This is a genomic window from Streptomyces sp. CBMA152, assembly GCF_014596475.1.
In the GTDB taxonomy this organism is placed as follows: domain Bacteria; phylum Actinomycetota; class Actinomycetes; order Streptomycetales; family Streptomycetaceae; genus Streptomyces.
Window position 1 is genome coordinate 165,576 of the sequence record NZ_MECJ01000001.1, and the last position, 13,455, is coordinate 179,030.

Below are 13,455 nucleotides of genomic sequence, written 5' to 3' on the forward strand. Positions count from 1 at the left end.
CCAGGGGAATACCCACCCATCAACATCGGAAAGCGGGCGGTTGTATCGTCGAGTCGGTCAACACCCGTCAGGACTGGTGCCGATTGCTCGGCGGTCCCTCGGGTGGGACGCCCGAAAGAACACAGCACCGCGCAGGAACGGCAGGCGACATGAACGACGCTCTTGAGGTCTGGATCGACCAGGAGCTCTGCACCGGCGACGGCATCTGTGTCCAGTACGCGCCCGAGGTCTTCGAGCTGGACATCGACGGGCTGGCCTATGTGAAGAGCGCCGAGGACGAGCTGTTGCAGGAACCGGGGGCGGTGACTCCGGTGCCGCTGCCGCTGTTCCAGGACGTCGTGGACTCCGCGAAGGAGTGCCCGGGCGACTGCATTCACGTACGACGGGTTTCGGACAGGGTCGAGGTGTACGGGCCCGACGCCGACTGAGTCGGCTGCCTACGCGCGCCGGGACTGTATGCGACCAATCCGGGACAGTACGTGACGGATCAGGCACCCAGCGCTTGGGACTGGACGCTGCGGACGAACTTCCCGCCCTGCCAGCGCCACTTGGCCTGCTGCTCCTGGTCGGGGCAGCAGCGCGGCACGCTCGGTGACGAGTAGCCGTACAGGGTGGCCGTGACGGCTCCCTCGCGGACGGCCAGCGCGGAGACGGTGAGCTTCTCGCGGGGGTCGGTCAGGGTGGCCACCAGACGCGGCGGGGCGCCTTTGACGACGGGCCGCGTCAGTACGTAGACACCGCTGGGCGGGGTGCCCGAGCCCGCGTCGCAGTGGACGACGGCCACGGTCTCCGGGATGCCGTCGCCGTCGAGGTCCCCGGAGGCCTGTGCGGCGATCTTGATGCCCACCGGGCCGCACTGGAGCGGGAAGACGACCGCCGAGGCGTCCGGGGCGGGCGCGGACTGCGCGACGGCTCCGGCGGCGGGCGTCTGGGACGCCTTGGCGGCGTCGGGTTGCAGCCAGCCCGCCAGCGCCACGACCCCGGCCATCGCGGTGGCCGTGGCCAGCCAGTGCACCGGGCGGGCGTGGGTGTGCGCGAGCTCGGGGACGGCGGCAGTCTGCACGCGGGAGGTCTCCTGTGAAGGGCGGCGCGGGTGTGGGGGTGGCCAGCATCGTGCCACACGTCACAGCGAGGCGGAACAGCGGGGTCCGGAGGTTGTGCGCCACTTCGGCGCGGCCGTACCCGTACCTCCAACGGAAAAGCGCCGCCGCCGAGTTCCCGGTTGCGTACGGGAACTCGGCGGCGGCGCCGGTGCGTTGAGCTGACGGGCTCGTCAGTCCTTGTTGGGGCCCTCGTAGTCGTCGCCGTAGGCGCCCTTGGCGGGGCGGCGGCGGCGCAGCGGGGGCTCGACGCCGTCGGCGAGGCGGCGGGCGGTGACGAGGAAGCCGGTGTGGCCGATCATCCGGTGGTCGGGGCGTACGGCCAGGCCCTCGACGTGCCAGTTGCGGATCATCGATTCCCACGGCTGCGGCTCGGCGAAGCAGCCGATCTCGCGGATCGCCTCGACGGTGCGCGAGAGCTGGGTGGTGGTGGCCACGTAGCAGCAGAGGATGCCGCCGGGCACCAGCGCCTTGGAGACGGCGTCCAGGCACTCCCAGGGGGCGAGCATGTCCAGGACGACGCGGTCGACATCGGTGTCCGACAGGTTGTCCTGGAGGTCGCCGACGGTGAGCTGCCAGGCGGGGTGCGGCTCGCCGAAGTAGCGCTCAACGTTCTGCTGGGCGATCTCGGCGAAGTCCGCGCGGCGCTCGTAGGAGTGGAGCATGCCCTGGTCGCCGATGGCGCGCAGCAGGAAGGCGCTGAGCGAGCCGGAGCCCACGCCCGCCTCGACGACGCGCGCGCCGGCGAAGATGTCGGCGAAGGCCAGGATCTGCCCCGCGTCCTTGGGGTAGACCACGGCGGCGCCGCGGGGCATGGACAGGACGTAGTCGGGGAGCAGCGGGCGCAGCGCGAGGTACGCGACGTTCCCGGTGGTACGGACAACACTGCCCTCGGGAGCGCCGATCAGCTCGTCGTGCGGGAAGGAACCCTTGTGGGTGTGAAAATTCTTCCCGGCTTCGAGCGTGAACGTGTAGTGGCGTCCCTTGGGGTCGGTGAGCTGGACCTGGTCCCCGACCTTGAAGGGCCCGCGACGGCGGGCGGCACCGGTCGGTTCGGACATACGACCAGAGTACCGGCCCTGTTGAGCGGGGTGCGCCACGGCCGTACCCGTTCGCCGCGGCGGCGGTGGCGCGGGTCCTACGCGGTGGGCCGCGCCATGGCCGCGACGAACGCCTTCTCGACGTCGGCGGCGGACAGTACGCCGTAGATCTCGCCGGTCTCCTCGACCACCAGGTACTCGGTGGCCGGGGTGGCGCGGAGCTTGTCGAGCAGCGGCTCACCGGCGAGCTCGGCGGGCACCCGCATCCCGTCGGTGAGGTCCTGGGCGAGACCGCTGACCGCGACCCAGGGGCGGCGGTGCTCGGGCACGCCGACGATGGCGGCCTCGCGGACGAGCCCGGTGGGGTCGCCGTGGCCGTCGACGACGACCAGGGCGCGCGCACCGGCCTCGTTGGCACGGCGCAGCGCCTCGGAGAGCGGGGTGGTGGATTCGACGGGGACGGCCCGGCGGGTGAGGTTGCGGGCGCGCAGCTCCGGCAGGTGCTCGCGCAGCCGGGCCATGCGCAGGCTGTTGCCCGCGCCGGTCCAGATGATCGCGGCGAGGATGGCGGCGAGCAGCGCGTCGGTGACGGTGTCCATGCCGTCGACCTCTTCGGGCGCGTTGCCCAGGACGCCGGTCTGGGTGAGCAGCGGAAGCCCGATGAGCACGGTGACGGCCAGCGCGCGGCCGACCCAGGCGGCGGCGACGGTGCCGCTCATCGGCCTGCCCGTGATCTTCCACACGACGGCGCGGAGCATCCGGCCGCCGTCCAGCGGCAGCCCGGGCAGCAGGTTGAAGCCCGCGACGATCAGGTTGGAGATCATCAGCCCGGCGAGCAGCACACCGGGGACGGTGCCCGGCTCGACGGCGAGCATCCCCAGGTAGAACAGCCCGGCCAGCACCAGCGAGAGCAGCGGGCCGACGAAGGCGAGCACGAACTCGCGGCCCGGGGTCTCGGTCTCCTTCTCGATCTCGGAGACGCCGCCGAAGAACTGGAGCTGGATGCGGCGCACCGGCAGCTTGAAGCGCAGTGCGGCGACCGTGTGCGCGAGTTCGTGGACGAGCACGGAGGCGTAGAAGGCGACCGCGAAGAAGAGCGACACCAGGTAGCGCGCGGCGCCGAGTTCGGGCAGGACGCGGTCGAGCTGGCCGCCGAAGACCCAGGTGATCAGGGCGGCGACCAGGAACCAGCTGGGGGCGACGTAGACCGGCACACCGAAGGGGCGCCCCATGAGGATCCCGCCGCCCGGTTCACGGCCACGTGGCGACTTGCCGCCGTCGGGCGCGGCGCCGGGACTGCCGTCCTCCGCGCCGGACTGCGGCCTCTTGCGCTCGCCGCTCTCGTCCACGGTGTCCCTTCGTCGGTGCTCTGTCACGATCATGCAGTGTGAGGGGGTCCGTCGTCGATGGTATTCCGCTCGCTGTCAGTGGCGGGTCGTAGGGTCTGTGTCATGACTACGAGCACCGAGGGGGCCGCGGCGGACCGCCGGCCCGTGTCGTTGTCGCCGTCGCGGGCGAACGACTTCATGCAGTGCCCCTTGCTGTACCGGTTCCGGGTGATCGACAAACTCCCGGAGAAGCCCAGCGAGGCGGCGACGCGCGGCACGCTGGTGCACGCGGTGCTTGAGCGCCTGTTCGACGATCCTGCGACAGAGCGGACCGCTCCGCGCGCGAAGGCGATGATTCCCGGCCAGTGGGACCGGCTCCTGGAGTCCAAGCCGGAGCTGACCGAGCTGTTCGCCGAGGACGCGGACGGCGAGCGGCTCGCGAAGTGGCTGGCGGAGGCCGAGCGGCTGGTGGAGCGGTGGTTCTCGCTTGAGGACCCGACCCGCCTTGAGCCGGTCGAGCGGGAGTTCTTCGTCGAGACGGAGCTGGAATCGGGGCTGCGGCTGCGCGGGGTGATCGACCGGGTGGACGTGGCGCCGACCGGCGAGGTCCGGATCGTCGACTACAAGACGGGCAAGGCCCCGCGTCCGGAGTACGCGGAAAGCGCGCTGTTCCAGATGAAGTTCTACGCGCTGGTGGTGTGGCGGCTGAAGAACGTGCTGCCGCGCCGCCTCCAGCTGGTGTACCTCGGCAGCGGTGACGTGGTGACGTACGACCCGGTCGAGGCGGATCTGCACCAGGTGGAGCGCAAGCTGCACGCGCTGTGGGAGGCGATCCGGCTCGCCACCGAGACGGGCGACTGGCGGCCGCGGCCGACGAAGCTCTGCGGCTGGTGCGACCATCAGGCGGTCTGTCCGGAATTCGGGGGGACTCCCCCGGTCTATCCGCTCCCGGTGGTCCCAGCAGGGGTGGCGCAGGATGAGCAGGGCAGAATGGACCCGGTCCAGCAATCCTGATGAGGAGTACCCGTGGCGATCCGCGTCCTACTGGTCGACGACCAGCCGCTGCTGCGCACCGGCTTCCGGATGATCCTGGAGGCCGAGCAGGACATCGCGGTGGTGGGCGAGGCCGGTGACGGTCTGCAGGCCCTCGACCAGGTGCGGGCGCTGCAGCCCGATGTGGTGCTCATGGACATCCGGATGCCCCGGATGGACGGGGTCGAGGCGACCCGGCAGATCAGCGGCCCGGGCAAGGACGGCCCGGCGAAGGTGCTGGTCCTGACCACGTTCGACCTCGACGAGTACGTGGTGGAGGCGCTGAAGGCGGGCGCCAGCGGCTTCCTGCTGAAGGACGCGCCGGCCAATGAGCTGGTGCAGGCGATCCGGGTGGTGGCGGCGGGCGAGGCGATGCTGGCCCCGTCGATCACCCGGCGCCTGCTCGACAAGTACGCGGACCATCTCCCGTCCGGCGAGGAGCCGGTCCCGGACACGCTGCACACGCTGACCGACCGCGAGGTGGAAGTCCTCAAGCTGGTCGCGCGCGGGCTCTCCAACGCGGAGATCGCCGCGGACCTGTTCGTGAGCGAGACGACGGTCAAGACGCACGTCGGGCACGTACTGACGAAGCTGGGGCTGCGCGACCGCGTGCAGGCGGCGGTGTACGCGTACGAGAGCGGGCTTGTACGGCCCGGAGCGCAGTAACCCGAGCCGACGAAAAAGTGCGGGGGCCGTCGCCCCCGCACTTTTTTGCTGCTCCTCGCCGACCGGCTACGCCTTGCTGATCTCCCAGAACCGGAACACCGTCGACGGGTCGAGCGTCCACTCCAGGCCCACCACGCCCTCGTGGGCGACCGCGTACTGCTTGCCCTGCCACAGCGGCAGGATCGGCAGGTCGGCGGCGACCGTGTCCTGGAGGCGGTTGAAGTCGGCCTCGGTGGCCGAGCGGTCCGTGGTGGCGGCCGTCGACGGGATGATCTCCTCGGTGATCGTCTTGTTCGTGTAGTGGTTCGACAGGACGTTGTCCTTGCCGAAGAACGGCGAGGTGAAGTTGTCCGGATCCGGGTAGTCGGGGATCCAGCCCTTCACGTACACGCCGTACTTGCCGGCCTCGACGTCCTTCTCGTACTGCTTGAAGTCGACGGACTTCACATCGGCCTCGAACAGCCCGCTGTCGTTGAGCTGCTTGGCGATGGCCTTCATCTCGTCGTCGGTGCCCGGGCCGTAGCGGATCGGCGTGGACCACAGGGTGAGCTTCACCTTGGAGGTGATGCCCGCCTTGTGCAGGACCTGCTTGGCCTTGGCGGGCTGGGGGCTGCCGCCGTACATGTCGAACAGGGACGTGCTGTGGGCGGTGATGCCGGACGGGATGATCGAGTAGAGCGGCGTCGCCGTCTCCTTGTAGATGTCCCGCACCAGGGCCTCGCGGTCGACGAGGTAGGCCATCGCCTTGCGCACGGCGGGCTTGGAGGCGACCGGGTCGTTCATGTTGAAGACCAGGTGCTGGACCTCGGCGCTGGTGCCCTCGACGACCTTGATGCCCTTCTTGTCGGACACGCTGGACGCCTGCAGATCGGCGATGTCCTTGGCGGTGAGACCACGGTACGCGAGGTCGATGTCGCCCTTCTTCAGGGCGGCCGCCAGCTCCTTCTGCCTGCCGTGGAAGAGCTTCAGCGTCATGCCGGAGTTCTTGACCTTGGCGGTGCCCTTGTAGCCGGAGTTGACCGAGAACGAGGCCTGGTTGTCGCCGAACGCGTCGAGCTTGTAGACGCCCGAGCCGACCGCCTTGCCGTCGGTGCGCAGCTTGTCCGTCGGGTACACGGCGTGGTCGACGATCGAACCGGCACCGGAGGCGATCTTGCTGGGGAAGGTGGCGTCCGGGACCTTGAGGTGGAAGACCACGGTCTGCGGGTCCGGGGTGTCGATCTTCCCGAGGGTGGAGAGCAGCGGCGCGGGACCGTTGGCGTCGTTGATGCGCAGCACCCGCTCGAACGAGAACTTGACGTCCTCGGAGGTCAGCGCGTGGCCGTTGGAGAACTTCAGGCCGTCGCGCAGGGTGCAGCGGAAGACCTGGGAGCCGCCCTTGTCGAAGGAGCAGCGGTCGGCGGCCTCGGGCTGCGGGGTCGCGCTGCCCTTCGGGAAGCTGAGCAGCGACTGGAAGACGTTGTTGAACAGCAGCCAGGAGCCCGGGTCGTAGCCGGAGGCCGGGTCGGTGGCCAGGATGTCGTCCGACATTCCCATGACCACCGACTGGCCGTTCCCGGACGAGGACCCGTCCTCGGAGCCGCAGCCGCTGAGGAGACCGGCCGCCAGCCCCGCCGCCAGGGGAGCCGTCAGCCATCGGTTCCGTATCTTCACGCGCAAGTGCCTCACAGTCATGGTCCGGCCGGGGCCCGGGGGTGCTCCCCGGGCGGGTGCGGCCTCACTGATATCGCTTGCCGGCACGTGAAGGTCGCGGCCGGGTCCTGCGGTTACTTCACGCCGCGGCCGAGCTCCCAGAGCTGGAGGTCGGACGAGGAGTTGACCGCCCACTCGGTGCCGGTGATGTCGTTGCGGGCGGCGACGTACTGCTTGCCCTGCCACAGCGGCAGCACCGGGACGTCGTTGGCGACGATGTCCTGGATCTTCTCGAACGGCTTGGCGGCCTGGTTGCGGTCGGCCGCGACGCGGGATTCGGGGATCAGGGTGTTGCGCACCTCGACGTTGGCGTACGGCGAGTTGAGGAAGTTGTCACGGCCGAGGAAGGGCGCGACGTAGTTGTCCGGGTCCGGGAAGTCGGGGAACCAGCCGAGACCGTAGACGGCGAAGTCGCCGGCCTTCTGGGCCGGGCGGTACTTGGGCCAGTCGGTCGCCTTGAGGGTGGTGGCGAACAGCCCGGTGGCGTTCAGCTGGTCCCGCAGGATCGCGAACTCCTTGGCGGTACCCGGTCCGTAGTGGTCGCCCGTGTAGTTGAGCGTCAGCTTGACCGGGGTGGAGACGCCGGCGGCCCTCAGGATGTTCGCGGCCTTCTGCTTGCTGGGCTCGCCGTACTTGTTGAAGAACGAGTTGGTGTGCCCGGCGATCGAGGTCGGGATCAGCGAGTACAGCGGCTCGGCGGTCGCCCCGTACACCTTGGAGGCCAGCGCGCCCCGGTCGACGACGGCGGCCATGGCCTGGCGGACGGCCTTGTTCTTCACCGACGGGTCGTTGGTGTTGAAGCCCAGGTAGCGGATTTCCAGACCCGGCATCTCGACCAGGTTGACGTTCTTGGGCGGGGTGACCGAGTACTTCTGGATCTGCTCCGGCGACATGGAGCGGGTCATCATGTCGATCTTGCCGGCTTCGAGCTCGGCGCCCATGGAGTCGGCGTCCGGGAACGAGCGCAGCTCGACCTTGCTGTTGTCGACCTTCAAGTCCCCCTTGTAGTTGGGGTTCTTGCTGAAGACGGCCTTGACGACCTGGTCGCCCTTGTACTCGGCCTTGAGGGTGTACGGGCCGGAGCCGTCCACCTCGAAGCCGGGGCGGAGCTTCTTGGCCGGATACTTGTCCTTCTGGACGATCGCGGCGGCGGGCGTCGCGAGCTTGTACGGGAAGGTGGCGTCCGGCGTCTTCAGATGGAAGACGATCTCGTCGTCGCCCTTGGTCTCCATCGTGTCGATGTTCTCGAGGAGCGCGACGGGGCCGTTGCCGTCGTTGATGTTCAGGACGCGCTGGATCGAGTAGTGGACGTCGGCGGCGGTCACCTTGGAGCCGTCGGCGAACTGGAGGCCCCTGCGCAGCTTGCAGCGGTAGCTCTCGTTCTCCTTGTCGGTGAACGCGCAGCTCTGGGCGGCGTCCGGGACCGGCTCGCCGCCGCCGCGCGGCACGTGGACCAGCATCTGCACGGTCTGGCGCAGCACGTTCCAGGCGCCGGTGTCGTACGCGTAGGCGGGGTCGAAGGGAGCGGGCGCGTCCTTGGTGGTCACGAACTGGTCCGTGGTGCCCACGACGATGGCCTTGCCGCCGCCACCCCCACTACCTGCCCCGCCACAAGCGGCGAGTACGGGGGCGAGCAGGCCCACTACGGCCGGCAGCACCAAAGTCTTGCGGTTCATCCTGGACGTTCTCCCTATGTGTCCGGCACTGGGGTACAGCGGTGTACGGAAGACTCCGCCGCGGCCGCCCGGTCGGGGCGGGGGCGATCGGGCCGGTACGTACGATCGGACCTGCGCGCCCGGCGGCTGATGGTGCCGGGGCAGTTGAGGGTGCGGCGAAGTTCTCGCGACGAGATTAGTGGGCGGGCCGGGAAATGCCGTACTGGGCCTGCTCCATTCACTCCCCGCGCAGTGGCCGGAAAAAGCGGCCGCTGATATCGAAGTCGAGGAATCTTTCGTACAGGAGATCACCAAATGGGACACAAGGGCGCCTCCGGTGGGCCCGGAGACGCCCTTGAGGGGGGTCACTGACGACGGATCAGGTGATGAACGTCACCTGCTTGACAGGCGCGTACCCGTCGTGAATTCAACCGCCGCCGTGCATGCGCGAGGTCACGGAAAATGCACGGGCGGATGCGATGAGTTTCGGTTCGATTCAAGGGGCACGCTGTGTGTCCGGATCAGTTCATCCTGGTGATCAGCGTGCGCAGAAAAGCGAGATCGACCTGTTCGAGGGATTCGACGACGACGCGGCCCGAAGCGGGCTCGATCGGGGCCACGGAAGGCACCGCCACCACCCGGCAGCCGGCCGCCTCGGCGGCCGCCACACCGGTCGCGGTGTCCTCGACGACCGCGCATCTCGTGGGGTCGGCGCCGAGCCCGGAGGCGGCGAGCAGATACGGCTCGGGGTGCGGCTTGGTGCGCACGACCTCGTCACCGGCGACGGTGAGCGAGAAGTTGCGCGGGCCCAGCGAGTGGACGATCCGGTCGATGATCCGCCGGTGCGAGGCGGAGACCAACGCGGTCGGCACGGAGTGCTCGGCCAGTTCCCCGAGGAGCCTGGCGGCCCCCGGCATCAGCGGCACACCACGGCTGATCCGGGCCTCGAAACGGTCGTTGAGCAGCACGCTCAGCTCGGGGACCGTGATGTCCGCGCCGGTCGCCTCGATGAGGAACCCGGCGCTGCGGCTCATGGGCCCGCCCACCACGATGTCGCGCCAGCTCTCCTGGAGCGGATGGCCGAGCGCCGCGAAGACCTCCACCTCCGCGTCCCACCAGAACCCCTCGGTGTCGACCAGGGTGCCGTCCATGTCGAGGAAGACGGCCTGAAGAGCGGAGCCTTCGGTCGTACGCGAACCGGGCGCGGGAACCGTGGTGGTCATCCGGGCACACCTCCTGGAGGGACGAGAAGGCCGGTTCCCAGGGTGGGGGAACCGGCCTGCACTGGACCGACCAGTGTACGTCTCGGCCTCGAAAAGCGCTCGTGAGAAAGCTCCCGGTCGCTTCTACCGCGCGTTGAAGTACTTCGCCTCCGGGTGGTGGATCACGATCGCGTCCGTGGACTGCTCGGGGTGGAGCTGGAACTCCTCGGAGAGGTGGACGCCGATGCGCTCCGGCTGGAGGAGTTCGGCGATCTTCGCGCGGTCCTCCAGGTCGGGGCAGGCGCCGTAGCCGAGCGAGAAGCGCGCGCCCCGGTACTTCAGGGCGAACATGTCCTCCACCTCGGCCGGGTCCTCGCTCGCGAAGCCGAGCTCGCTGCGTACGCGCGCGTGCCAGTACTCGGCGAGCGCCTCCGCCAACTGCACGGACAGGCCGTGCAGTTCGAGGTAGTCGCGGTAGGAGTTGGCCTCGAACAGCTCGGCCGTGGCCTCGCCGATCTTCGAGCCGACCGTGACCACCTGGAGCCCGACCACGTCGGTCTCGCCGGACTCCTCCGGGCGGAAGAAGTCCGCCAGGCACAGGCGCCGGCCACGGCGCTGGCGCGGGAAGGTGAAGCGGGTGCGCTCGGAGCCGTCCTCGCCCAGGATGATCAGGTCGTCGCCCTTGGAGACGCACGGGAAGTAGCCGTGCACGACGGCCGCCTCCAGCAGGTTCCTGGTGTGCAGCTGCTCCAGCCAGCCGCGCAGCCGCGGGCGGCCCTCGGTCTCGACCAGCTCCTGGTAGCCCGGCCCGTCGCCCGCGCGGTTCTGCTTGAGGCCCCACTGGCCCTTGAACAGCGCGTCCTCGTCCAGCCAGGAGGCGTACTCCTTGAGGCCGATGCCCTTGATGACCCGGGTGCCCCAGAACGGCGGCTCGGGGATGCGGTTGTCGACGGCGACGTCGGAGCGGACCGCACCCTCGCTCTCCTCGGCCTCGGGCACAGCCGCCGTGCGCTTGGCGACGCGGCGCTGCTTGAGCTCGGGCAGGGTGGCGCCGGGCACGCCGCGCTTGACCGCGACGAGGGCGTCCATCAGGCGCAGGCCCTCGAACGCGTCGCGGGCGTAGCGGACTTCGCCCTCGTAGATCTCGTGCAGGTCCTGCTCGACGTACGCGCGCGTGAGGGCGGCGCCGCCGAGGATCACCGGGTACTGGGCGGCCAGCTTGCGCTGGTTCAGCTCCTCCAGGTTCTCCTTCATGATCACGGTCGACTTCACCAGGAGGCCGGACATGCCGATCACATCGGCCCGGTGCTCCTCGGCTGCCTCCAGGATCGCGGAGACGGGCTGCTTGATGCCCAGGTTGACGACGTTGTAGCCGTTGTTGGAGAGGATGATGTCGACGAGGTTCTTGCCGATGTCGTGGACGTCGCCGCGCACGGTGGCCAGCACGATGGTGCCCTTGCCCTCCGCGTCGGACTTCTCCATGTGCGGCTCCAGATGGGCCACGGCGGTCTTCATGACCTCGGCGGACTGGAGCACGAACGGCAGCTGCATCTGGCCGGAGCCGAACAGCTCGCCGACGACCTTCATGCCCTCAAGAAGGGTGTCGTTGACGATGTCGAGCGCCGGGCGGGTCTCAAGCGCCTCGTCGAGGTCGGCCTCCAGGCCGTTCTTCTCACCGTCGATGATGCGGCGCTGCAGCCGCTCGTCCAGCGGCAGCGCGAGCAACTCCTCGGCCTTGCCCGCCTTCATGGACTTGGTGCTGACGCCCTCGAAGAGCTCCATGAGCCGCTGGAGCGGGTCGTAGCCCTCGGAGCGCTTGTCGTAGACGAGGTCGAGCGCGACCTTGACCTGCTCCTCGTCCAGGCGGGCGATCGGCAGGATCTTGGAGGCGTGCACGATCGCCGAGTCGAGCCCGGCCTTGACGCACTCGTCCAGGAACACCGAGTTGAGCACGACGCGGGCGGCCGGGTTGAGGCCGAAGGAGATGTTGGACAGGCCGAGCGTGGTCTGGACGTCCGGGTGGCGGCGCTTGAGCTCGCGGATCGCCTCGATGGTGGCGATGCCGTCGCCGCGCGACTCCTCCTGGCCGGTGCAGATGGTGAAGGTGAGGCAGTCGATGAGGATGTCCGACTCGTGCACGCCCCAGTTGCCGGTGAGGTCGTCGATCAGCCGCTCGGCGATGGCGACCTTGTTCTCGACGGTACGGGCCTGGCCCTCCTCGTCGATGGTCAGCGCGATCAGCGCCGCGCCGTGCTCGACGGCGAGCGCGGTGACCTTGGCGAACCGCGACTCGGGGCCGTCGCCGTCCTCGTAGTTGACGGAGTTGATGACCGCGCGTCCGCCCAGCTTCTCCAGACCCGCCTGGAGGACGTTGACCTCGGTGGAGTCGAGGACGATCGGCAGGGTGGAGGCGGTGGCGAAGCGGCCGGCCAGCTCCTCCATGTCGGCGACGCCGTCGCGGCCCACGTAGTCGACGCAGAGGTCGAGCATGTGGGCGCCCTCGCGGATCTGGTCGCGGGCCATCTCCACACAGTCGTCCCAGCGGCCCTCCAGCATGGCCTCGCGGAACTTCTTGGAGCCGTTGGCGTTGGTGCGCTCGCCGATCGCCATGTACGAGGTGTCCTGGCGGAACGGGACGGTCTGGTAGAGGGAGGCGGCGCCCGGCTCGGGGCGCGGGTGGCGCTCGGTGGGGGCGACGCCGCGGACCCGCTCGACGACCTGGCGCAGATGCTCCGGCGTCGTACCGCAGCAGCCGCCGACCAGCGAGAGGCCGTACTCACGGACGAACGTCTCCTGGGCGTCGGCGAGTTCGGGCGCGGAGAGCGGGTAGTGCGCGCCGTCCTTGCCGAGCACGGGCAGACCGGCGTTGGGCATGCAGGACAGCGGAATGCGGGAGTTGCGGGCGAGGTAGCGCAGGTGCTCGCTCATCTCGGCCGGGCCCGTCGCGCAGTTGAGGCCGATCATGTCGATGCCCAGCGGCTCCAGGGCGGTCAGGGCCGCGCCGATCTCGGAGCCGAGCAGCATGGTGCCGGTGGTCTCGACGGTGACCGAGCAGATCAGCGGGACGCGGTAGCCGGCCACGTCCATGGCGCGCTGGGCGCCGAGGATGGCGGACTTGGTCTGGAGCAGGTCCTGGGTGGTCTCCACCAGGAGCGCGTCGGCGCCGCCCGCGAGCATGCCCTCGGCGTTCTGCTGGTAGGCGTCGCGCAGCAGGGTGTACGGGGCGTGGCCGAGGGTGGGGAGCTTGGTGCCGGGGCCCATGGAGCCGAGCACCCAGCGCTGTTGCCCGGTCGAGGCGGTGAACTCGTCGGCGACCTCGCGGGCGATCCGGGCACCCGCCTCGGACAGCTCGTACACGCGCTCGGGGATGTCGTACTCACCGAGCGCCGAGAAGTTCGCGCCGAAGGTGTTGGTCTCGACGCAGTCGACGCCGACCGCGAAGTACTCCTGGTGCACCGACCGCACGATGTCGGGGCGGGTGACGTTCAGGATCTCGTTGCAGCCCTCAAGGTCCTGGAAGTCCTCCAGGGTCGGGTCCTGGGCCTGGAGCATGGTGCCCATCGCTCCGTCGGCCACCACCACACGGGTGGCGAGCGCTTCGCGGAGCGCGTCGGCGCGGGTCCGGCTGTCAGCGGAAGGGGTCGGCAACGAGGCCATGGATGTGCTCCCTGGAGTGCGACGGCTGTCGGCTTTGCGGCATCCAAAGGGAGGCCGCACCCGGCCAGCGTAACCGGGGGCGG

At 69.6% G+C, this 13,455-nt stretch carries 10 protein-coding genes; 3 read left to right on the plus strand and 7 right to left on the minus strand.

Annotation, left to right across the window (positions count from 1 at the left end; all coding sequences use genetic code 11):
- The first annotated feature begins 149 nt into the window (after nt 1–149).
- A complete protein-coding gene (locus BG418_RS00840) occupies nt 150–428 on the plus strand; it encodes a ferredoxin (protein ID WP_188271650.1) in 279 nt (92 codons plus the stop codon).
- Between the two features lie 59 nt (nt 429–487).
- Here BG418_RS00840 and BG418_RS00845 read toward each other — a convergent pair whose 3' ends face one another.
- The 3 genes from BG418_RS00845 to BG418_RS00855 all read right to left on the minus strand — a co-directional run bounded on the left by BG418_RS00845 (nt 488) and on the right by BG418_RS00855 (nt 3,489).
- Entirely contained in the window at nt 488–1,063 is a 576-nt protein-coding gene (locus BG418_RS00845; protein ID WP_188271651.1) for a hypothetical protein, read from the minus strand.
- Between the two features lie 210 nt (nt 1,064–1,273).
- On the minus strand, nt 1,274–2,161 hold the full coding sequence (locus BG418_RS00850) for a tRNA (adenine-N1)-methyltransferase (RefSeq protein WP_188271652.1): 888 nt from the start codon (nt 2,159–2,161) through the stop codon (nt 1,274–1,276).
- Between the two features lie 77 nt (nt 2,162–2,238).
- Nucleotides 2,239–3,489 carry a site-2 protease family protein gene (locus tag BG418_RS00855; RefSeq protein WP_188271691.1) on the minus strand — a complete coding sequence of 417 codons (1,251 nt, stop codon included), beginning with the start codon at nt 3,487–3,489 and terminating at the stop codon, nt 2,239–2,241.
- Nucleotides 3,490–3,591: 102 nt separating this feature from the next.
- Here BG418_RS00855 and BG418_RS00860 point away from each other — a divergent pair, with 102 nt between their 5' ends.
- Nucleotides 3,592–4,482: a RecB family exonuclease gene (locus tag BG418_RS00860; RefSeq protein WP_223184161.1), complete on the plus strand. Its 891-nt coding sequence runs from the start codon at nt 3,592–3,594 to the stop codon at nt 4,480–4,482.
- 12 nt (nt 4,483–4,494) lie between these two features.
- Nucleotides 4,495–5,166: a response regulator transcription factor gene (locus tag BG418_RS00865; RefSeq protein WP_053723497.1), complete on the plus strand. Its 672-nt coding sequence runs from the start codon at nt 4,495–4,497 to the stop codon at nt 5,164–5,166.
- Between the two features lie 66 nt (nt 5,167–5,232).
- Here the strand turns inward: BG418_RS00865 and BG418_RS00870 are convergent, their stop codons facing one another.
- The 4 genes from BG418_RS00870 to metH all read right to left on the minus strand — a co-directional run bounded on the left by BG418_RS00870 (nt 5,233) and on the right by metH (nt 13,372).
- Nucleotides 5,233–6,819 (minus strand): ABC transporter substrate-binding protein, encoded by a 1,587-nt coding sequence (locus BG418_RS00870; protein ID WP_188271654.1) that lies wholly within the window; start codon nt 6,817–6,819, stop codon nt 5,233–5,235.
- Between the two features lie 113 nt (nt 6,820–6,932).
- Nucleotides 6,933–8,534, minus strand: coding sequence for an ABC transporter substrate-binding protein (locus BG418_RS00875; protein WP_188271655.1), 1,602 nt, complete (start codon nt 8,532–8,534; stop codon nt 6,933–6,935).
- A 500-nt stretch (nt 8,535–9,034) separates the two neighbouring features.
- Nucleotides 9,035–9,736 (minus strand): HAD family phosphatase, encoded by a 702-nt coding sequence (locus tag BG418_RS00880; RefSeq protein WP_188271656.1) that lies wholly within the window; start codon nt 9,734–9,736, stop codon nt 9,035–9,037.
- A gap of 123 nt (nt 9,737–9,859) precedes the next feature.
- Nucleotides 9,860–13,372: a methionine synthase gene (gene metH / locus BG418_RS00885; protein ID WP_188271657.1), complete on the minus strand. Its 3,513-nt coding sequence runs from the start codon at nt 13,370–13,372 to the stop codon at nt 9,860–9,862.
- Nucleotides 13,373–13,455 lie beyond the last annotated feature (83 nt).